Annotated in this window: 22 protein-coding genes and 1 other annotated feature; of the genes, 17 read left to right on the top strand and 5 right to left on the bottom strand. The window is 35.8% G+C overall.

What is annotated here, in order from left to right:
* Positions 1 to 31: 31 nt before the first annotated feature.
* Both ACIQXI_RS06840 and ACIQXI_RS06835 read left to right on the top strand, forming a co-directional pair.
* The gene (locus tag ACIQXI_RS06840; RefSeq protein ID WP_402922862.1) at positions 32 to 598 is read left to right on the top strand and encodes a histidine phosphatase family protein; all 567 of its coding nucleotides are present in this window, start codon (positions 32 to 34) and stop codon (positions 596 to 598) included.
* 28 nt (positions 599 to 626) lie between these two features.
* Positions 627 to 995 carry a hypothetical protein gene (locus ACIQXI_RS06835; protein ID WP_402922860.1) on the top strand — a complete coding sequence of 123 codons (369 nt, stop codon included), beginning with the start codon at positions 627 to 629 and terminating at the stop codon, positions 993 to 995.
* 135 nt (positions 996 to 1,130) lie between these two features.
* On the opposite strand, the gene fumC is transcribed toward ACIQXI_RS06835, so the two are convergent.
* From fumC to ACIQXI_RS06815, 4 genes are all read right to left on the bottom strand, one after another.
* On the bottom strand, positions 1,131 to 2,519 hold the full coding sequence (gene fumC, locus ACIQXI_RS06830) for a class II fumarate hydratase (protein WP_402922858.1): 1,389 nt from the start codon (positions 2,517 to 2,519) through the stop codon (positions 1,131 to 1,133).
* Positions 2,520 to 2,811: 292 nt separating this feature from the next.
* Positions 2,812 to 3,030: a hypothetical protein gene (locus ACIQXI_RS06825; protein ID WP_402922856.1), complete on the bottom strand. Its 219-nt coding sequence runs from the start codon at positions 3,028 to 3,030 to the stop codon at positions 2,812 to 2,814.
* A 109-nt stretch (positions 3,031 to 3,139) separates the two neighbouring features.
* Positions 3,140 to 4,759: an ABC1 kinase family protein gene (locus tag ACIQXI_RS06820; protein WP_402922854.1), complete on the bottom strand. Its 1,620-nt coding sequence runs from the start codon at positions 4,757 to 4,759 to the stop codon at positions 3,140 to 3,142.
* Between the two features lie 630 nt (positions 4,760 to 5,389).
* Positions 5,390 to 6,826, bottom strand: coding sequence for a SulP family inorganic anion transporter (locus tag ACIQXI_RS06815; protein WP_402925692.1), 1,437 nt, complete (start codon positions 6,824 to 6,826; stop codon positions 5,390 to 5,392).
* A 90-nt stretch (positions 6,827 to 6,916) separates the two neighbouring features.
* Between ACIQXI_RS06815 and ACIQXI_RS06810 the strand changes: the two genes are divergently transcribed.
* The 11 genes from ACIQXI_RS06810 (at position 6,917) to ACIQXI_RS06760 (ending at position 17,092) form a co-directional block, all read left to right on the top strand.
* Positions 6,917 to 7,468, top strand: a complete 552-nt coding sequence (locus tag ACIQXI_RS06810) for a recombinase family protein (RefSeq protein ID WP_402922853.1) — start codon at positions 6,917 to 6,919, stop codon at positions 7,466 to 7,468.
* Between the two features lie 102 nt (positions 7,469 to 7,570).
* Complete coding sequence (locus ACIQXI_RS06805) at positions 7,571 to 8,257, top strand: DUF421 domain-containing protein (RefSeq protein ID WP_402922851.1); 687 nt, start codon at positions 7,571 to 7,573, stop codon at positions 8,255 to 8,257.
* A gap of 397 nt (positions 8,258 to 8,654) precedes the next feature.
* The gene (gene rocF / locus ACIQXI_RS06800; protein WP_402922850.1) at positions 8,655 to 9,560 is read left to right on the top strand and encodes an arginase; all 906 of its coding nucleotides are present in this window, start codon (positions 8,655 to 8,657) and stop codon (positions 9,558 to 9,560) included.
* A gap of 182 nt (positions 9,561 to 9,742) precedes the next feature.
* On the top strand, positions 9,743 to 11,170 hold the full coding sequence (locus ACIQXI_RS06795) for an amino acid permease (protein WP_402922848.1): 1,428 nt from the start codon (positions 9,743 to 9,745) through the stop codon (positions 11,168 to 11,170).
* 235 nt (positions 11,171 to 11,405) lie between these two features.
* Entirely contained in the window at positions 11,406 to 12,194 is a 789-nt protein-coding gene (locus ACIQXI_RS06790) for a DUF817 domain-containing protein (protein ID WP_402925689.1), read from the top strand.
* Between the two features lie 143 nt (positions 12,195 to 12,337).
* The gene (locus ACIQXI_RS06785) at positions 12,338 to 12,892 is read left to right on the top strand and encodes a pyridoxamine 5'-phosphate oxidase family protein (RefSeq protein WP_402925686.1); all 555 of its coding nucleotides are present in this window, start codon (positions 12,338 to 12,340) and stop codon (positions 12,890 to 12,892) included.
* Between the two features lie 102 nt (positions 12,893 to 12,994).
* Positions 12,995 to 13,390, top strand: a complete 396-nt coding sequence (locus ACIQXI_RS06780) for a VOC family protein (protein WP_402922846.1) — start codon at positions 12,995 to 12,997, stop codon at positions 13,388 to 13,390.
* A 127-nt stretch (positions 13,391 to 13,517) separates the two neighbouring features.
* Positions 13,518 to 13,716: a binding site (T-box leader), on the top strand.
* 55 nt (positions 13,717 to 13,771) lie between these two features.
* Entirely contained in the window at positions 13,772 to 14,683 is a 912-nt protein-coding gene (locus ACIQXI_RS06775; protein WP_402922844.1) for a DMT family transporter, read from the top strand.
* Between the two features lie 39 nt (positions 14,684 to 14,722).
* Complete coding sequence (locus ACIQXI_RS06770; protein ID WP_402922842.1) at positions 14,723 to 15,451, top strand: AAA family ATPase; 729 nt, start codon at positions 14,723 to 14,725, stop codon at positions 15,449 to 15,451.
* Entirely contained in the window at positions 15,451 to 16,674 is a 1,224-nt protein-coding gene (locus ACIQXI_RS06765) for a GNAT family N-acetyltransferase (RefSeq protein ID WP_402922840.1), read from the top strand. Before ACIQXI_RS06770 ends, ACIQXI_RS06765 begins: the two co-directional genes overlap by 1 nt.
* Before the next feature lie 103 nt (positions 16,675 to 16,777).
* The gene (locus ACIQXI_RS06760; protein ID WP_402922838.1) at positions 16,778 to 17,092 is read left to right on the top strand and encodes a TIGR04104 family putative zinc finger protein; all 315 of its coding nucleotides are present in this window, start codon (positions 16,778 to 16,780) and stop codon (positions 17,090 to 17,092) included.
* 41 nt (positions 17,093 to 17,133) lie between these two features.
* On the opposite strand, the gene pdxR is transcribed toward ACIQXI_RS06760, so the two are convergent.
* Positions 17,134 to 18,534: a MocR-like pyridoxine biosynthesis transcription factor PdxR gene (gene pdxR / locus ACIQXI_RS06755; protein ID WP_402922836.1), complete on the bottom strand. Its 1,401-nt coding sequence runs from the start codon at positions 18,532 to 18,534 to the stop codon at positions 17,134 to 17,136.
* Positions 18,535 to 18,767: 233 nt separating this feature from the next.
* Here pdxR and ACIQXI_RS06750 point away from each other — a divergent pair, with 233 nt between their 5' ends.
* The 4 genes from ACIQXI_RS06750 (at position 18,768) to ACIQXI_RS06735 (ending at position 21,376) form a co-directional block, all read left to right on the top strand.
* Positions 18,768 to 18,986, top strand: a complete 219-nt coding sequence (locus tag ACIQXI_RS06750; RefSeq protein ID WP_402922834.1) for a hypothetical protein — start codon at positions 18,768 to 18,770, stop codon at positions 18,984 to 18,986.
* Positions 18,987 to 19,228: 242 nt separating this feature from the next.
* The gene (locus ACIQXI_RS06745; protein WP_402922832.1) at positions 19,229 to 19,594 is read left to right on the top strand and encodes a hypothetical protein; all 366 of its coding nucleotides are present in this window, start codon (positions 19,229 to 19,231) and stop codon (positions 19,592 to 19,594) included.
* Positions 19,595 to 19,609: 15 nt separating this feature from the next.
* On the top strand, positions 19,610 to 20,602 hold the full coding sequence (locus tag ACIQXI_RS06740; protein ID WP_402922830.1) for a hypothetical protein: 993 nt from the start codon (positions 19,610 to 19,612) through the stop codon (positions 20,600 to 20,602).
* 279 nt (positions 20,603 to 20,881) lie between these two features.
* A complete protein-coding gene (locus tag ACIQXI_RS06735; RefSeq protein WP_402922828.1) occupies positions 20,882 to 21,376 on the top strand; it encodes a hypothetical protein in 495 nt (164 codons plus the stop codon).
* Positions 21,377 to 21,399 lie beyond the last annotated feature (23 nt).

Below are 21,399 nucleotides of genomic sequence, written 5' to 3'. Positions count from 1 at the left end.
AAAATTAGTTATTTGAAGGGGAGAATTAGATTTGCATACGACGATGATTATGATTAGACATGCCGAATCACCATTTATCATTGGGGAAGAAAGGACAAGACCTCTATCATTAAAAGGTGAAAGGGATGTACATAGTGTTACAGCTTTAATCGGTCAGACTATAAATGTAATTGCTTCAAGCCCTTACAAAAGAGCCATTCAAACGGTAGAAGGGATTGCAAAAAAAAATAATTTAGAGGTACAGCTGATTGAAAATTTAAAGGAAAGAACATTAAAGGGGGAGTATCGGTTATCAGAAGAAGAAATTGACAATGCCATTAAAAAATCTTTTGAAGATGCTGACTTTTCTTTACAAGAAGGTGAATCCATAATAGATGTCCAAAATCGAGCCATCCCCGCTATTAAAAATCTTCTAAAGCAGTATGAAGGAAAGACAATAATTATTGGAACGCATGGAAATATTATGACAATCATTATGAACTATTTTAATGAAAAGTACGGCTATGACTTTTGGAAAAGTACTACAAAACCGGATATTTATAAACTAATTTTTTCACAAACGAAGCTAGTAGATGTTCAGAGAATATGGCAAGAATAAAGGGGAGAATAGTGAAAAAACTTTTTAAGTGTTACTTGCAGCATCTGTATTCTTTGTAGGAAATCCACCAACATCCAAAGCAAAAGTGATATATGACGGCGTAGAAATTGTCAAAGGGCAAACAGGAAAGTTAACGTTTTCTAAAGATGTAAAAGTGTATAAGAAAAATGCCAGTGGCCAGTTTGAATCGATGTTAGTTAAAAAGGGAAACTACTTCCGCGTTTATAATATCGAGAAATATAGTGGGCAGACATATTATTGGATGAGCTCAGGATATCGTGTACAAGCAAGTAATTTAACAGTATTTAAGGCAATTCCATTTGAACAACGTGTACAATTTTATAAAAATCCTGCTTATATGTGGATTAATAGAGATAAACCGTTTTACTCATTTTAAATCATTGAAAGATATTGTAAATCGCTGAATTAAATAACATGCCCGCAATAGGGTAGGTATAGCTTGTAACTGTTTTCAGCAATAACATCATCAAAAAGCACCAAGAGTTTAAAAGCTTCTTGGTGCCTTTTGTATTTATGCATTCGGATAAATCATCGTAGCCGGGTCAACATATTCATTAAATTGCTCTTCAGTTAATAAGCCTGAAGCAATGGCAGCTTCTTTTAACGTTGTACCTTCTTTGTGTGCTTTTTTCGCAATTTTTGCCGCATTTTCATAGCCTATATAAGGATTTAATGCGGTAACTAGCATTAAAGAGTTTTGCAAGTTATGATCTAGCACCTCTTTATTGGGCTCAATGCCAATCGCACAATGATCATTGAACGATTTCATCGTATCGGCCAGTAGGCGAGTAGATTGTAAGAAATTATAAATGATGACAGGTTTAAAGACGTTCAGTTCAAAATTCCCTTGCGAAGCGGCGAAGGCAATTGTTGCGTCATTACCCACAACTTGTGTCACGACCATTGTCATCGCTTCACTTTGCGTAGGGTTCACTTTACCAGGCATAATGGATGAGCCTGGTTCATTTTCTGGAATGGTAATTTCACCAATACCTGAACGAGGGCCACTTGCTAACCAGCGGACATCATTAGCAATTTTCATTAAATCGGTAGCGAGTGCTTTTAATGCGCCATGTGCGACAACTGCTTCATCATGACTTGTTAGTGCATGAAACTTATTAGCAGCAGATGTAAATTGTTTGCCTGTTAGTGCACTAATTTCAGCTGCTACTCGGTCACCAAATTCAGGATGTGCGTTAATACCAGTACCGACCGCAGTACCACCAATAGCTAGCTCTTTCATATAATCCACATTATGTTTAATCATTTGCTCAGATTTACCCAACATGGCAGACCAGCCACTTATTTCTTGGCCTAAAGTGAGCGGTGTTGCATCTTGTAAATGGGTACGACCAATTTTAATGATATCTTTAAAGTTTTCAGCTTTTTCATCGAATGTTGCTTTTAATAAGCGAAGGCGTGGAAGTAAATAATCTTCTACTTTTAGGACAGCTGCAATATGCAAAGCGGTAGGAAATGTATCGTTAGAGCTTTGTGATTTATTTACGTCATCATTTGGATGAATGCGGTCAGCGTCGCCAGCTTCTTGTAAAATTTGGTTTGCACGATGCGCGATTACTTCGTTTACATTCATATTTGATTGGGTACCACTACCTGTTTGCCACACAACGAGTGGGAATTGATCATCCCATTGACCGTTCAAAATTTCATCTGCTGCTTGCACAATCGCATTTGTCTTTATATCCGATAGCTTTCCTAATTTGTTATTCGCAATAGCAGCACTTTTCTTTAAAATCGCCATTGCCTGAATTAGCTCGATCGGCATGTGTTCCGTGCCAATTTGGAAATTCTCTTTACTACGTTGTGTTTGTGCGCCCCATATTTTATGGGCTGGTACTTTGATTTCACCCATTGTGTCTTTTTCGATACGATAATCCATTTAGAACAGCTCCTTCAATGTATGTAATGAAAAAACGGATACTCTTATTCTGATGTAAGAATATCCGTTTAATGCATGTTTATTTCAAAAAATAAGGGGGGATTCTGAAATAAACGAATAAGAAAGAATCTATATGATAATGATAATTGTTATCAATAGAAAAGTCAATCAATCTGCTCGATATAGATATTTTAAATGAGAATGATTCGCAAGTGTATTCGAGGAAGATTGATACACTAGTTTTATTTACCCTTATTGTTCGTATTTAAACCTCTTTAGAATAGGGAAGAAACTATCTTTTTTTCTTCCCCAGATCTTTCGTTAAAGCTTGTTTTTTTACAATTTTTTCGAATAGTACATTGATATGATAATGACGTTCATCCAATTGGATAATGTCGACCACTTTTGCCTTTCGTCCTTTTAGCTGGATGTTTTCATCAACACTAGGAATACGTATTAATAACTGATTTAAAATGGCGGTCTTATTTTCGAAAAAATGAACAACATGCATAGTCTCAAATCTCCTTATTCTGTATTTGAGTCAATTTATGAGGCATAGTAAGAATATAGAACAGTTCTGCACAGCTACAAAAAATAAGCCCCTAATTACATTAGGAGGCTTAAAGTATTTTCCGATCAAGCTTTTTCAACCATTTTTTTTGTTTCCAACTACTCACATAATAGAAAACTATGGCTAATGATAATAACCCAACTGAAACTTTTACTAATAGTAAATAGTGCAAATACTGACCAATGAAAATGCCACCAAATGCTAGCACACTTAATAAAAAAGTATGTTTTTTTTGATTTTCATAGATGGTAAAAATGAACTTCCTTTGTTGCAATGTTTCCTTCTGAATAACTAAGCGTTGGGGTGTCTCTAGAAATTCTTGGACAGTATGAAATATTTTAAAGATAGGCAATGCATGGAACCATTGTAAAACTGACTTCCAATTCGTTGCATTTCCTTCCTTGACCCAATCAGAGAAGACTGGTTTAATAATGTCTAATATTTCTTTATCGGGATTTATGGTTAGCAACATACCCTCAATGGTCACAAAAGAACGTCCTAAAAAAATAAAGCGTGTAGGTACTTGTATTGGTAATATTTTAATCATGTCATTCATTTCTTTTTTGAGCGCAAATAAATCCATTTCTTTAAGCTTATTTACATCTATCTGTAGTACTTCTTTAAGAAGATTTTCAATGATTTTTAAATCTGCTCCTGGTAGTAAAAAACCTAATTTTTTTAATATGTTTGCAGCCTGAGCATAATTATTTAGAAAAATAGCCTGCATTAAATTTTGAAAATTGGCCGCATCTTGTCTTGATATTTCGCCGACCATGCCAAAATCAAGAAGGACGATTGTGCCATCCGCCTTTACTAAAACGTTGCCAGCATGGGGGTCTGCATGAAATACACCAGCCTCTAACCATTGTGGCAAGAAAATGCGCAATAATCGTTGTGCTAAAGCTTCATTATCGATTTTGTGTGTTGAAATAAAATGGCTATCTGTTATGCGAGCACCATCTATCCATTCCATAACTAATACATGATTAGTGCTAATTTCGGGATATGCTGTCGGAATCATTAGTTGATGGACTGAAGCAAAACGTTCTTTGAAAAGTTGCATTGTCTCTATCTCTTTTTTGAAATCCAATTCCCGTCCTATCACATGTTTGAGTTCATTAAAAAGCATTTTAAAATTGATAAATCCTTTTGGAATGGGGGCGACATATTGCGCAAACCAAATAATAATTGCTAACGAACGAAAATCCGTTCGCATGATAGCTGGGATAGAGGGGCGTTGAACTTTAATGGCTACATCTGTGCCATCCTTTAATTTTCCGCGATACACCTCGCCGATAGATGCTGAAGCTACAGCTGTTGTTTCAATAGAAAGAAGGACTTGCTTAATAGGTTTTCCCCATTCTTTTTCCAATACATTTTGAATGTCTTCCCAAGGAGAGGGCGGAACTTGATCTACTAAATCTTGTATTTGGCTGATAAAACTTTTTGGTAGTAAATCTTCTCGAATACTTAAAAGTTGCCCGACTTTTATTAAGATACCTTCAAGTTCGAATAATGTTTGACGAAATTGACGACCAAGCTTTTCCCATAGCAGTGCCCATTGCGCATCCGATTTTTTACGTAAGCGAAACCAATAAACTTGAAGGAACATGGAAAATGCAAAGGAAAGTATTTTCCACATTCGAAACCAACTTTTCCTATTGTTCATAAAATATCCTCCAGTTTTATCAGAATAGTAGATAAAAAACAATAATTAAATCATACACCAGATTCTGTTAAAAATGGGGCGAATTTATTTAAATATCTTTGAAATGGAGGTGTAATCCCGCGAAAGCAAGTAGAATCCCGCGGAGAAGAGGAATAATTCCGCGAAAGCAAGGTGTAATCCCGCGAAAGAGAGGAATAATCCCGCGAAAGCAAGGTAAAATCCCGCGAAAAGAAGGAATAATTCCGCGAAAGCAAGGTGTAATCCCGTGAAAAGAAAGCATAATCCCGCGAAAGCAAGGTGTAATCCCACGCAAAGAAGGAGTAATTCCGCGAAAGCAAGATGTAATCCCGCGAAAGCAAGGTAAAATCCCGCGAAAGAGAGGTAAAATCCCGCGAAAGAGAGGAATAATTCCGCGAAAGCAAGGTGTAATCCCGCGAAAAGAAAGCATAATTCCGCGGAAGCAAGGTAAAATCCCGCGAAAGAGAGGAATAATTCCGCGAAAGCAAGGTAAAATCCCGCGAAAAGAAGGAATAATTCCGCGAAAGCAAAGTAAAATCCCGCGAAAGAGAGGAATAATTCCGCGAAATATCAAAGGAATCCCGCCAAAGTAAGCCGGAATTCCTTAGATTATTAGTGAGAAGAAGTTATACTTTCCAATCGCTCTATTAATTTTTCACTTGATGCGTCAAGACCTATAATATTAACAGTTAGCCCTTTTGCCTGTAGTAACTCTTTCACTTTATGCAATGCACCGACAGCAGAATCGTCCCAAATACGACTATGACTAAGATCTATCGTAACTTTAGCCTCTGTTAAATTAGTATGTTTAAAGTAATGAACAAAATGATGTGTAGAAGCAAAGAACAATGGACCTTCTACTTTATAGATATCACCATCCTTCATTACTTTTAATGTAGAAACTTTGATGACAAAGAACATCGCACTTAATATAACCCCAGCAATTACACCTTTTGATAAATCATGTGTGTACACGACAATGATTACCGTTATAAGCATGACAATAGCATCGCTAGGTGGGGCCTTCACCAAATACTTGAATGAGCTCCAATCAAATGTGCCGATACAGACCATAATCATAATGCCAACTAATACAGGCATTGGAATCTTTACTACTAAGTCTCCTAACACAAGAATTAAAAACATTAAAAATAACCCAGCTACAAGTGTCGATAATCTCCCACGTCCGCCTGATTTGACATTGATAACAGATTGTCCAATCATTGCACAACCAGCCATTCCGCCAAAAAATCCATTAATGACATTAGCAATACCTTGCCCGCGGGCCTCTTTATTTTTGTCACTTTCAGTTGCGGTCATATCGTCCAAAATTTGTGCGGTTAATAAAGATTCGATTAGTCCGACAATTGCGAGTGCTAACGAATAGGGTAAAATAATTCGTAATGTGTCAAACGTCAACGGTATATTTGGCATGGCGAATGTCGGTAAAGTTTTAGTAATGACACCTAAATCACCAATAGTTCTTAAGTCAACGTCACTATAAATCGCAATAGAAGTTAATACTACAATGGCGATAAGTGGGGCTGGAACTACTTGAATAAATCGTGGTAAAGTATACAAAAGTACGAGTGTCAATGCGACAAACAAATAGGTCGTCATAGACATGCCGATAATTTGAGGAACTTGTGCTAAAAAAATTAAAATTGCTAATGAGTTAACGAAACCAATCATGACAGCATTGGGTATAAATCTCATTAACTTCGCAATTTTTAACATGCCAAAAATTATTTGAAAAATACCTGTTAAAATGGTAGCAGCTAGTAAGTAATTAAGGCCATAGTCTTTGACTAAAGGTGCTATTACAAGTGCCATCGCACCTGTTGCTGCTGAAATCATGCCCGGTCTACCACCGACAAATGCAATCGTGACGGCGATGCAAAACGATGCATATAATCCGACCATTGGGTCAACACCGGCAATAATTGAAAAAGCAATGGCTTCAGGGATGAGCGCTAATGCTACGACAATGCCTGCTAAGAGATCGCCTCGGATATTTCCAAACCATTGTTGTTTTAAACTTTGCATGATGAACTCCTTTAATATGAAAATTCTTTGAGTATCATACCATTGATATTCCCAAAAAGGAACCCTTTTGAGACGAAATAAGGAGGTAAATATATGATTTATGGTTACATACGACCTTTATATGATGATGAAACGTGTGATCAACAGTTAAAAGTACTATCGGAAACGTGCCAAACTATTTATCGTGAATCACATGGGTCACCTAAAAAACGCACTCAATTAGAAGAGATGCTTATGACGATACAACAAGGAGATACAATACTTGTGGAACGAATGCTTGCATTAGCTGATACAACTCGACACCTGCAAGACATCCTGAAAATTTGTGAAAAGGACGGCGTGACGATTATTTTTAGAAATGAAAAGATGGATAGTAATCAAACTTTGTCATTATCATTACAACAAATGCTGAATCACTATATACAATTTCAAACCGATGTGGCAAAACAGTCAGCTTTTATCGGCATTTCAAATGCAAAAGAACAAGGGAAAACGCTTGGAAGACCAAGAAAACCAGATATCAATATTCAAAAAGCGTTAGCAATGTACCATTCAGGTAATTTCACATTACATGATATTAAAAATGAAACCGGTATTAGCAAATCTACACTATATCGGTACTTAGAGACGCAAGACACACTTTAATACGGAATTTATAACTAGACACTTTGAATTAGGAGAGTGTCTAGTTTTTATGTATGTATAACATGACATGACACATTCTATTGTTTAGATAGGAGTGGTCACATGAAAGATGTAAGCTACTTACAAATAGCAATGGAAACAGCCATCACTTTTTTTGTTTTGCTTGCAATGACACGCTTTTTAGGAAAAAAACAATTAAGTCAACTTACTTTTTTTAATTATGTAACGGGCATAACCATCGGCTCAATTGCAGCAAATATGATTGTTCTTAGTACCAAAGATTACATGAAAGATTTATTAAGCTTAGTCATTTGGTGTGTGTTGACAACACTCATTAGTTATATAAGTTTGAAATCTGGAACAATTCGAATGATTCTCGATGGCCAACCAACTATAGTCATTAAGCATGGGAGAATTGATAGAAAAGCTTTAAAACGAACAGGTGTTAATATTGATGATTTAACAATGATGATTCGACAATACCAAGTTTTTTCGATTGATGAAATCGATTTTGCAATACTAGAACCAAATGGTACGCTAAGTATACTGAAAAAACCGCAATTTCAAGGTACCCAAAAAATAGATATGAACATTACCCCTAAAGCTCCACCTTTTTTACCGACTGAAATTATTTCAGACGGCAAATTATTAAAAAGAAATTTATTAGAAGTGGGTAAAAATAGAGAATGGTTAAAAAAAGAGTTGAGCAAAGCAGCGGTGGAAAATATAGAAGAAGTGTTTTATGCAGAAATTCAAGCGGATGGTCAATTATTTGTCCAGAAATATTAAAGTTTCTTTTCTTACATTCTAAAAAATATAGTATTGATTGAAGTCCTTACGATCATCGTGTAAGGCTTTTTTTCTATGTGTTTAAAAGTTGGATGAATTATAATGTTTTAGTAATATATTTATTAATAACCTTAAATTACTATATCAATATTGAAAAATCGTAAAAAAAGAAAAAATTTTAATCTTTAGTTTTTGATATTTCTGACAAAAGAATGCGTTAAAGTGTAAAATAATGTATTGGTATGCATAAGAATTGAATTTATACATGTATCTAGGTTTGAGAAAGTCTATGTTTCTAATAATTAGAACTGTATAAAAATTAAGAATAATGTTGAGTTGAGTCAACGTTTCGTTTTCATTATACTGTGAAAGTAATAAAGGGAGAGGAGAAACTATCATGCGTAAAGAAGTGACAATTATTGGGGTACCGATGGATTTAGGTCAAACGAGAAGAGGGGTTGACATGGGGCCGAGTGCCATCCGATATGCGGGACTAACAGACCGACTTGAGGGTCTTGGTTATTCGATTGATGACTTAGGGGATTTAAAAATCGATTTCGTAAATAAAAATGAAAACATAGATACAGCAACTAATTTAAAAAATTTACAAACAGTTGCAGATGCGAATGACTTGCTTGGTCAACAAGTAGATCAGGTTATTTCCTGTAAACGCTTTCCTTTAGTTTTAGGAGGAGATCATAGCATTGCTATTGGCACATTAGCAGGTGTTTCCAAACATTATCAGAATTTAGGTGTTATTTGGTATGACGCCCACGGTGATTTAAACACAGCTGACACTTCTCCTTCTGGGAATATCCATGGCATGTCTTTAGCTGTTAGCTTAGGGCTTGGACATCCAGTACTAACGAATATTGGCGGTTATGCGCCAAAAGTAAAGCCACAAAATGTTGTCATTATTGGAGCTCGTGATTTAGATCCAGGAGAGAAAAAGCTTATTAAAGAATTGGGTATTAAAGTTTATACTATGCATGAAATTGATCGCTTAGGTATGACGACCGTGATGTCAGAAACGATTAACTACTTAAAGGAACGTACCGATGGGGTGCATTTATCGCTAGATTTAGATGGTTTAGATCCAAACGATGCACCAGGTGTAGGAACGCCAGTTGCAGGTGGTATTAGCTATCGTGAAAGTCATTTAGCGATGGAAATGCTTTCCGAAGCAAAAATCATTACTTCAGCAGAATTTGTAGAGACTAATCCAGTTTTAGATCAATCTAATAAAACGGCTATTGCTGCCGTAGCGTTAATTAGCTCTCTATTCGGTGATACATTAATTTAAACAGAGGGATTGGGGAAATCAATTACTGATTATATAAGCTTCCTAAATTAATTGAGAACATATTTATCAGATAATTGACTGTTCATGCAATAGATAAAATTAAATAAACATCTATTAATTTCGAATCGTCTTCTTATGCACTTAAAAAAGTAAGTGCTTACAAGAAAGTAAGGGGTTTTATTATGGTAACAGAACAACATGAATTAAAAAGAAGTATGAAAGCTAGACACTTGTTTATGATTTCACTAGGGGGATGTATTGGGACAGGTTTTTTTCTTGGATCAGGATTAACAATCAATCAAGCTGGGCCTATGGGTGCCATTCTTTCTTATCTAGTAGGCGGGCTAGTGATGTACCTAACGATGCTTTGTTTAGGTGAATTATCAGTAGCTATGCCAGTATCTGGCTCATTTCAAACCTATACAACGAAGTTTATTGGGCCGGCTACGGGCTTTGCTGTTGGTTGGCTCTATTGGCTTGGTTGGGCAGTAACAGTTGCACTTGAGTTTTTAGGTGCTGGACAACTTATGCAAAGATGGTTTCCTTCATCACCTGTATGGATGTGGTGTTTAATTTTTGGGGCATTGCTCTTTTTATTAAATGCTCTATCAGCCAAAGCATTTGGTGAAGCAGAATTTGTTTTTTCTAGCATTAAAGTAATTGCGATTATTATGTTCCTTGCTGTCGGAGGAGCGGCTATGTTTGGCTTAATTAAGATGCATGACGGAACTAGTGCACCATTCTTTAGTCATTTTTATGAACATGGGTTGTTTCCAAATGGTGTAACAGCACTACTAATCACGATGATTACCGTTAACTTTTCATTCCAAGGAACAGAGTTAATTGGTATTGCTGCTGGGGAAAGTGAAAATCCTGAAAAGACGATCCCTAAATCGATTAAACAGACAGTTTGGCGTACACTATTCTTCTTTGTACTATCTGTTATCATTCTTGCAGCGATGATTCCAATGGATAAAGCAGGTGTTGTTGAAAGTCCATTTGTTGTTGTATTAGATAGTATAGGTATCCCTTATGCCGCTGATATTATGAATTTTGTAATTTTAACGGCATTACTATCGGTAGCAAACTCTGGTCTATATGCAGCTACACGTATGTTATTCTCGCTATCTATTGAAAAAATGGCTAGTCCTGTATTAGGGAAAGTGAATAAAAGAGGGATTCCGATGAATGCCTTATTCATTACACTTGCTGTCGCTGGTTTATCACTATTATCAAGTGTATTTGCAGCAAAAACAGTATTTGTTTGGCTATTATCTTTAGCAGGTTTAGGTGCACAAATCGGTTGGATTGCGATTACAGCATCCCAAATTGCTTTTAGACGTTCGTATGTGCGTCAAGGCGGGAAAGTAGAAGATTTAAAATTCAAAGCACCACTGTATCCAATCATCCCAGTTATTGGTTTAGTAGCAAATTGTATTGTAATGGCAAGCTTAGCATTCGATCCGTCACAACGATTAGCTTTATATTTCGGAGGAGCTTTCTTTATCGGCTGTTATATCGTGTACTACGTAAAAGTTAAGAAAACGAAGGCCATAAAAGTAAGTAAACAAGAAGTGCAGTTAAAATTAGATCAGAAAATGTATCTTTAAATAACAAAAGAGTAGCTACATTATGTGGCTACTCTTTTTACATTTAGGTTAATGAAAAAATACTAAAGACGTAATCTATAAAGAATTGTTCCTCAAAAAAACAAAATAAATTTATCGAATTACAATAAAAAAATATTGAAAAGTGATAAAGAATCGTATATTCTTCATACAAATAGAGTATTGTACGAGACATGCTCATTTTCTCGTATTATGTATTACTACTTGAGGTGAAAGAATATTGAAAAATTTTTTTGGAAATGTAGGTCACTTTACGTACCACCAATCGTTATCCTGTATATTTCCTGTTGTCATATTTATTACGCTTGCGCTGTCAAAGACCATTCATTTACCAGGGATTTCAAGATATGATTTTATTCTAATTATTTGTCTTGTGACACAGTACTTGATGTATAAATTTGGTCTAGAATCCAAAGACGAAATCAAAGTAATCTGTCTGTTCCATATCATTGGACTTTTACTAGAATTATATAAAGTGAATGTCCATTCTTGGTCTTATCCTGAAGAGGCTTGGTCAAAAATAGGGGGGGTTCCCTTATATAGTGGCTTTATGTATGCTAGTGTGGCTAGTTACATTTGCCAAGCTTGGCGTAGGTTTCATTTAAAGATTATAAATTGGCCAAAAAGCTACATTGTCATTCCGTTAGGAGCCATCATTTACTTAAATTTCTTCACGCATCATTTTTTTTATGATTTGAGATGGCTACTAATGGCCCTCTTGGTTATTGTGTTTTATCGGACAGTTGTCCAATTTACAGTGCGGTCAAGCATCTACAAAATGCCTATCGTTGTGTCATTTCTATTAATTGGCTTTTTCATTTGGATTGCAGAAAATATTGCAACCTTTTTTGGTGCATGGTCCTATCCGAACCAAGAAGTAAATTGGACGATCGTGCATTTTGGAAAAATTAGTTCATGGTTTTTACTTGTGGTGATAAGTATCATGATTGTCGCTCAGCTTAAATTATTTTATCGAAATGATGAAGATGAAGCTCATACTAAATAGGAGGATAGCAAAATACAGTGCTAAAAAGGCATAGTTTCTCTGTTGTACCCATTCATTTTCATCAAACTGTCCCTTTTTAATAAGATCGTTCTATTATAGACTCCTTTTAATACCGCTAAAAGCAAAAGGGAGAAGTGAGCATGATGACAACTAACATTCGTGTGGAGAAAAGAACTTGTACAGATAAAGAGCAAATTAATAAATTTTTAAGTGAGGCACAAACAGCTTTTCTTGGCTTAGTAGATGACAATATCCCGTATGTCATTCCTTTAAATTATGTTTTTAAAGATGGATACTTTTATATACATGGAGCAAATACAGGCAGAAAAATAAACATAATTAATCATAATGCGAATGCGTGTTTTACTATATGTGAAAATTACGGAACCATTGCTGATCCGATTCCTGCTAATATTGATACTGCCTATATGAGTGTTATCGCAAACGGGCCTATCGAAATTGTCACAGATTTAGATGAAGCGACAGCAGCTATGCAAGAAATGCTGAATAAATATGTGCCAGATTATTATATTGCCCCTTTATCAAAAGCGCATGTAGATAAATATCAATCTTCTTTAGGAAGTAAAACGGCTGTACTAAAATTAACACCCATGACAATGACTGCAAAAGTACATCAAGGTGATGAGCAAATGAAATACTATTACGGGAGAAAGGTAACACAAGATTTAACCCGATAATATATGCGGTCTTAGAAATGACAGAAAATTTAATCACATTAGTTCCTATCAATATAAAAATGTTCTATAGTAAGTATATTCTATGACATTTTGGAGGTTACAATGGGAAGATTAGTGCATTTTGAAATTCATGTAAGTGATATGGAGCGGGCCAAAGATTTCTATGGAAACATCTTTGGTTGGTCCTTTCAAGACTGGAGTGACTATGCGGGAATGCCGTATTTTGGTGCAGTGACAGGTGATGAAGAGACACTCGGCATCAATGGTGCTTTAATGCAACGTCAAGGTCCTACTCCTGAACCAAACCAAGCTTTAAATGGCTTTGCTTGTACTATGGGTGTGGAAAATTACGATGCAACAGAAGCAAAAATTTTTAATAATGGCGGGCAAGTGGCTATAGCGAAATATGCCCTTCCGGGGATGGCATGGCAAGGGTATTATAAAGATACTGAAGGCAATGTATTCGGTATTCACCAGCCAGATAAAAATGCACATTAGCCATTTGCCACATATAGTATGAAGACAGTCTCCTATGCGATAGTTAGGGGACTTTTTTATCTAGTCGTACTTGGGGATTGATAGAGACCTTGACGAAAATTAAGAACTGACTTATGATAAATCTTAATAATTAACAATGATTGGAAGTATTAGCGGATACTATTTGCTAACAGAGAGATGATGGCTGGTGAAAATCATCGCAAATGATCGTGAACTCATCCAGGAGTTTTTATACTGAAATAGTAGGTATAAACGGCAGCTACCGTTATAGTAAAGTGAGCATTTATGCTAAACAGAGTGGTACCGCGGATAACTTCGTCTCTAATTCAATTAGAGATGGAGTTTTTTGTTTGGGCAATAACGTAAAAAGGAGGATAATATATGGACAGAACGACTAAACGTGTGACGACTATTGGATTACTAGCATTACTTTGTTCTGCACTGTTCACGGCCATGAATCAAGTGTTTTATGCCAAACAAGTACAAGATGTACCACCATTTCTCTTTACAGGCGTGAGCTTTTTTCTAACAGCAGTCTATTTCTCCATTTTTGCACGTAGACATAAACAACATAATAAATGGCAAGGAACAATTGGGTATGTAATCAAATTAAATGGCGCCTCTGTAATAGCCTTTATGTGTTTTTATTTTGCTTTAAAATATGTGGAGTCTGCCATTGTCAGTGCACTTGAGATGGGGATTGGACCACTGTTTGTCTTAATTCTTGCAGTTAAAGCAAAGGAATATATTCCAAAGACGCAATGGCTTATTGCGATTGCTACATTCATCGCATGTATCGTACTTATTGTAGCTGTAATTAGTGGAAAGTCAGCAGTGCAAATCACAATTACTTTCCCAGTCATTTTGGCGTTATTAGCTAGTATTAGCTGTGGGGTGGGCGCTGTATTATGTACAGTCTATTCAAAGAAATTAAGTGCAGAAGGGTGGACTACTTCCATGATTTTGGCGCATCGTTATTATGGCATAATTTTATTATCTTTTTTAGCCACTTACGATACCTTTTTTGACTATTTCTCAGGAAATATTGGATGGATACTAATAGTAACAGCAACAGGTGTCATGCTTCCGATGTATTTATTGCAAATAGGCATTCGGTATTGTTCGCCGCTCATGGTTATGATGAGTTTATGCTTTGTCCCAATATTCTCATTTTTCTTCCAAATGTTCGATTCTAGGTTAATGTGGTCACCAATGTCTCTGCTAGGTATTTCCCTATTATTGTTAGCAGGTTTAATTAGTTTATTTGTGGAAAAGAGGACCGTTTTAGAGTAGCTTGCTCGAGTTATACTAGTCATAAGGAGTGACATAAAGATGTATTTAAAAGCATGTAAGGTTTTACAAGACAATATAGAAGATCAACAACAATATCCATTTAATATACCCAGTTTGCAGCATTTACGAGAGTTAGCGTTTCCAACGAATGTCACATTTTTTGTGGGAGAGAATGGCTCGGGGAAATCGACGCTATTGGAAGCTATTGCGGATCGCTGTGATTTTAATACTGCAGGTGGTGGACGTCAAAACAGCTATGAAGTACATAAAGCACAATCTGCCCTAGGGGACTATATACGATTGTCGTGGTGGCCAAAAGTTTCGAACGGTTTTTTTCTACGATCAGAAACGTTTTACCAATTTGCCAGTCATATTGATTTACTTGAAAATCATCCGAACAAGTATGCAGCATTCGGTGGTAAATCGTTACATCACCAGTCACATGGGGAGTCCTTTTTAGCGCTATTTATGAATCGTTTTAGAGGCAAAGCCATTTATTTACTGGATGAGCCTGAAGCAGCTTTATCTCCTACAAGACAGCTTAGCCTCCTTAAGATAATAAAAGATTTAGAACATGAAGCGCAGTTTATTATCGCTACACATTCACCGATTTTACTCGGTTATCCAAATGCGACGATTTACAGTTTTGATGAAGGAGGAATTGAATCCATTCGATACGAAGACACTATACATTATATTGTCACAAAGCGATTTTTAAATGCTCCGGAAACCATTTTTGCAGAGCTATTTGATGAGGAGAGAGATTGATGAATCAACGCAAAGGTTTAGTAATGCGCGAAATACGGCTTGACGAGATGGCACAGTCAATTGATTTGTTAAATTATGTATTCCAAATGTCGATGTCCATTCATAAAGATCGTCGTTTCGTTAATGCGAAAAGTAAGCAGTTCGATGAAGGGCATGCATTTGGGTGGTTTGATGGCTCCCAACTTGTTTCCCAAATATTAAATTTACCCTTTCAAGTAAATGTCCATGGCAAGTTTTATGAAATGGGTGGTATTACTGCTGTAGGTACGTATCCAGAATATTCTAGACATGGCTTAATGGAAAGTCTCATTATGAAGTGCCTAGAACAAATGCGAGAAGAAGGACGATATATTTCGTATCTATTCCCTTACTCCATTCCGTATTATCGCAAAAAGGGCTGGGAAATAATGAGCGATATTGTAGAGTTTCAAGTAAAGGATACACAACTTCCCCATTATGGTGGGTTGAATGGTAAAATTCGCCGCGTCGATCCGAAAGATGAGGATGTTGTTGTCATTTATGCACGCTATGCGAAAAAAACCCATGGTGTTATGGTGCGTAATAGCATTGCATGGAATGAGAAATTTCAGGAAGATTTCTGGGAAGAAAAATTTATTGATAGTGACGTTAAATTGCAAGCTGCAGTTTATTATGATGAGGAAGATGAGCCACAGGGCTATATGTTTTATCGAATAATGGAAGAAAATTTTTATATAGATGAAATTGTGTACTTGCAGGAAGAAGCACGCAAAGGGTTATGGAATTTTGTCTCTGCACATAGCTCGATGGTCTACAATGTTTACGGCAAAACAACGGGAAATGAAGCGGTAGCGTTTTTATTGGAGGACAGTGAAATTATTCAAAAAGTCTCTCCTTATTTTATGGCGCGTATTGTGGATGTAAAGGAATTTTTAGTACGTTATCCGTTTGTAGGAAGTGACTTTCAACTGCGCTTCGCAGTAAGTGACCGTATTGTCGCTTGGAATAATGGTACATTTGTTGTAACCGTGAAAAATGGAAAAGTAGCCGTTGAAAAGGTTAGTGAACAACTATCCGAAAATGCTGTACAATTGACCGTACAAACATTAGCGACGATGCTACTAGGCTATAAACGGCCAAGCTATCTAGAGAAAATTGAACGTTTACATGGTGAAGCGATTGAAATGGCATTATTAGAAGCAGTACTGCCAGTAGGTATCCCGACGTTTATTGATTACTTTTAAGAGAATTTGTACAGGGGTGCCTGTGCAAATTCTTTTTATATTAAAAGTCGTGCTTGTTAGCTAAGTGATATGGCATAATTAGTGAAAGGAGGGGATATATTGAATGCCTAAATGTATTGCTTGTAAGGAGAAATGGACTTGGAAACAGTCAATGCGTTCACTTGTAATATTGTCACGATTTATTAGTTGTCCTTATTGTGCGAAAAAACAAATGTTCACATCAATGACTCGCATATCGATTTTATTATTAATGTTTGTACCCTATATCACAATGCCTTATGTCATCAATGATGAAGTAAAGAGCTCAGCTGTGGCGATAGGGATTGCCATTTATTTATTGGCATTACTATTGATGATGCCTTTTTTAATGGACCTTCGGGAAATCCCAAAGCATTTACAAAAATATGCACAAAAATAAGTACATAAAAAGAACAGCGGGACTATGATGTTCCGCTGTTTTTATGCGTTTTTTGAAGGGAAGCACCATGCTTTGGCTAAAAGTTGAACCCCTTGCTTAATGTCTTCTAGTTGTAGTCTGCTAAAGCCTAATTGCAACATAGGTTCAGTGACTGAGTTCTGAAGGAAAAATTGGCTTGTCGGATACACTTTTACACCGCAATCCGCTGCTCGTTTAATAAGCTGAGTATCGGTCTGATGCACATGCAACTTGATTAAGACATAAAGGCCTGAATGTTGTCCTATTATGGTGATTGCCTCACCGAAATGTTGTTTTAACTGCTCCACAAGATAATGCATTTTATGTTTATAAATAATACGCATTCTTTTAATATGTCGTGTCCATTCACCCTTTTCCATAAATGCAGCCATTGTTAACTGATGAAGAGAGGATGCATTTTGTTCAAACTCAGAAAATTGTTCCTTGTAACGATAGAGAAGCGACTTAGGAAGCACCATATAGCTTAAACGAACACCAGGTAAAAACGATTTGGAAAAAGTCCCAAGATAAATAACGCGTGATTGATCGATGGATGCAAGCGCAGGAAACGGTTGCTGTGCATAACGAAATTCACTGTCATAATCGTCCTCGATAATGTATCCATCCACTTTTTTAGCCCATTGGATAACCGTTTGGCGTTGCTGAATGGTCATTGTTACACCGTAAGGGAAATGGTGGGAAGGTGTAATATAAAGGAGTCGTGATTGCATGTCCGGTAATAAATGCAACTGCGCACCTTGCTCCAAAACAGGCAGTGCTTCCAACTCAAAACCATTTACTTTAAACGCTTGCCGTGCACCGATATAGCCAGGGTCCTCAACGAGTACACTTGTAAAATCGTGTTTTAACAGACAACCAAGATACAATAACATTTGCTGAGTACTACTACCAATAATAATATCATCTGCTCTGCACTTCACCCCACGTGCTTGTAATAAGTATTGAGCAAGCTGCTCTTTTAATAAAGGTTCCCCAAAAGGTTCACAATAAATAAAACTGTCTTCTAACTGGAGGACTCGATTGGCAAACTGTCGCCACGTTTTAAGTGGAAAATGTGCTTGATCAACAGCCCCAGCCCGAAAATCAATTATCAATGCCGGCTGCTCTTGCTTTGGGGATAGTGTAGGAACGGTTGCCTCTTCTTGCTGTAAAAAGACTTGTTCCAATTCATTGACGAAATAGCCCTTGCGTCCTTCGCCTCGTATGTATCCTTCTGCAACAAGTTGCTCATAAGCAGTCAAAGTAGTATTACGACTGACTTGTAATGTCTCTGCCAATCTACGGATAGAAGGAAGAGAGTCATTGGCCTTCAAGTTGCCTTGCTCAATTAACATTTTTAATTGCTGATAAATCTGTTTATATTTCGCCTCGTCATGGCTAATAGGGAAAATAAAATCATTCATAAGGAATCCTTTCGTGACATGTAGAAAAATACAAAAACATTCCTTTTTCTATGTCAGTACAATATATAATATCGTACAAGATTCTACGAAGAAAAGATATGACAAGAATTTGATAGGTTCCTTTAGAATTTTTACATTCTTGTAATATTCTTTTAGGAATATTTTGATAAATGAAACGAAAAATATTGTATATTAATTTCAATAAAACGAATAGAAGGATGGGATGATTAGAAATGAAGAAACTATATTCTCTGTTGTTTATTTTCGCTTTGTTTGTATGCATGCCATTGGTCGTTAAAGCAAATAATCTTTCTGAAGAAGCCGTTGAACTTCAGCGAAATGATAGAACCGACTTTTCTATTCCTGAAAAAAGCGATTTAATATCAGTCAATGGACCGGAGGAGAGCAAAGTTTACAAAATTGCTCTTGGCATGAACAACAGGAGAAATTAACACTAGTCACTAGAAAAACATTTGATGTAGAGATTTTTGATCCACATGGGGATAGAATCGTTCAAAAAACGGGATTTGGGGATGAGGGTAATAGACAAGTAGAATTTGAAACAAGGATTGTTGGTGATTATTATATTCAGATTAAACCCGCAAAAGATGGGAGAAATAATTATCCTTATAGTATACGAACAATTGTAGGGGAGCCGGTCTATCTTTATGCGAATCCTGTTTATCGAGTTGATTTGCGTACTTCTTCTATCACTTCAAGAAATACAACAAGTGCTATTCAATCTTTTGATTTAACGAATGTTAGCAGTATTCCAGATGATGCTATTTTGACAGGTTTTACAATAGGTGGTACGGAGACAAATCGCAATTTAGTTAGCCTATATTCTATTAAGAGAAGTTTACGTCCAAATTCAGCTTTTTCTTGGATTGATGCAACGTTTCCTTTATATAGTCCAAATCATTTAGATGCTGTGCCAAAACATGCTCAAATAAAAGTGAAACAACCATACTCTTTTAGATTTTCTGCCTCTTTCAACCGTCCAGGAACTTATACTTTAAAACCATTTGTTTTAATAAGCTATAAACGAGAATTGAAATAAAAGGAGGAATTAAAAATGTGGCATTCACTACATTCAATTACTCAACGACAAACTTTCGACTCTCCAGCTTATCAAAAAAAAGCGTTTTCTCGTAAAAATCAACAGGCTCCGACAAAACCAAATTTATTGCGGTCGCAGCGTGAAGTACAGCACGATAATCGTTTGACCTTCAAGAAAAATCAAGTAAGTAATCCTATTAATTATAAACGAGTATATTTAGAGCAAAAACGCCATTTATTAGGAAGTATACAAACTTATATTCTTCACTCACGGAATCCAGCTAATCTTTCCAATGTAATCAATAAGCATCAGTTATTAACGGGATTACAGAGTTTAGGTAGTGTGGCTTCTGCTTTGAAAAAAATGAAGTACTATAGTCTAAAAAAACACTCGTCAGTAAATTCAACTATTTTAGAATCACTATCAAGAGAGAGTAGATTTGACAATCAACAACACCAAGCGAAAATTCTTCAAGTCGATCAAAACTTTAATTTGACGATTGAAAATAATCAAATTTATGGTATTCCCACTGATTATGGGATTATTAATTATCATTTTATTGATGATGGGGTATCTAGATATGTAAAGTTATTACATTTTGATAATCAAATTTCCGATCATAAACGTGTTCATTTAGAGCGAAAGCGGCAATTGTTACAGGACATACAAACTTTTATTCATACAGGTAGTTCTTCTTGGTTACACACAGCAAGGGATAATAGTGAGATTTTACAGGGTTTTGAAAGCTTTGGTATTACGACTGAGGAACCTTTTACCATAAATAATGGGTCTAAACGGTATAGAATTAGTCCCTACGGTATTTTGCATGATGTTGATTTAGAAAGTAAAGCGACGCGTGAACAAGATTGGCGTAAATTTGGTCACGACGAACATACAGTATTTTTAATCCAAGGGAAAGAGTATAAAATGGATGAAAACGGGAGACTTCCTTTACCAGAAGATTATGTTCATAAATTCGAGCAAGTGAAAATTTTCAAAAGAAATTAAAATAGTGGTAATAAAATATTTTTGGAAATATATTACGCAAAACTTAATAATAACACTCCGAATACAGCCTTTATACGAATAAAAGGCTGTATTTTATATTGTCTTAAAATTTTATTACAGGTAGAATGTATTGTTACCATCAAATTTTACCAAGAAATTGGCTGGAAAAGTTGAGGAGCGAGTAAAAGTAACAGTTTGCTAACGTCAAATAACCCGATATTAAACAGTGCTTTAGGAAGGTACGGTTTAATTCAAAAGAATGGAAAGAGTGAATTGATAATGAAATATAGTAGAACATTAAATTTTTTTACAATTATTTTGGCCTTATTTTTTCTAGTTGGTTGCAGTGATAATAAGGAAAGTAAGCTAATTGATTATGGACTAATCGCAAGTGAAAAAACTTTACCGGAGTCAGTAGGGGATTTTAACTATATTATTAGAAAAAGTAATAATAAGAGTGAATTTGAAGAAACTTGGAATTTTTATAGATTTGACAAGGACCTACCAAATATTGACCTTGCATTAAAGGATATTATCTTTATTGGTCTTGAAGAGTCCAGTAATTGTCCATATGAGATAAATAATAAAAATATAGAGCTAGGCTTAAATAATAAAGTAATCAAATTGACTTTTCCGAAACAATATGGTGCTTGTTTTACAGATGCAACTCCTAGAACAATTGTTATTGAGATTGATAAAGTCGCATCTAAGAGTATTAAACATGTAGTGATTGTTAATGAAAATGGAGAAGAAACAAGCGTACCATATAAATAATTGTTATTTTACAATCTGGACCT

Source organism: Lysinibacillus sp. NPDC097195 (assembly GCF_044762075.1).
Taxonomy (GTDB): domain Bacteria; phylum Bacillota; class Bacilli; order Bacillales_A; family Planococcaceae; genus Lysinibacillus.
Note: the sequence above shows the minus strand (reverse complement) of the source record. Positions and strands in the feature narration are given on the sequence as shown.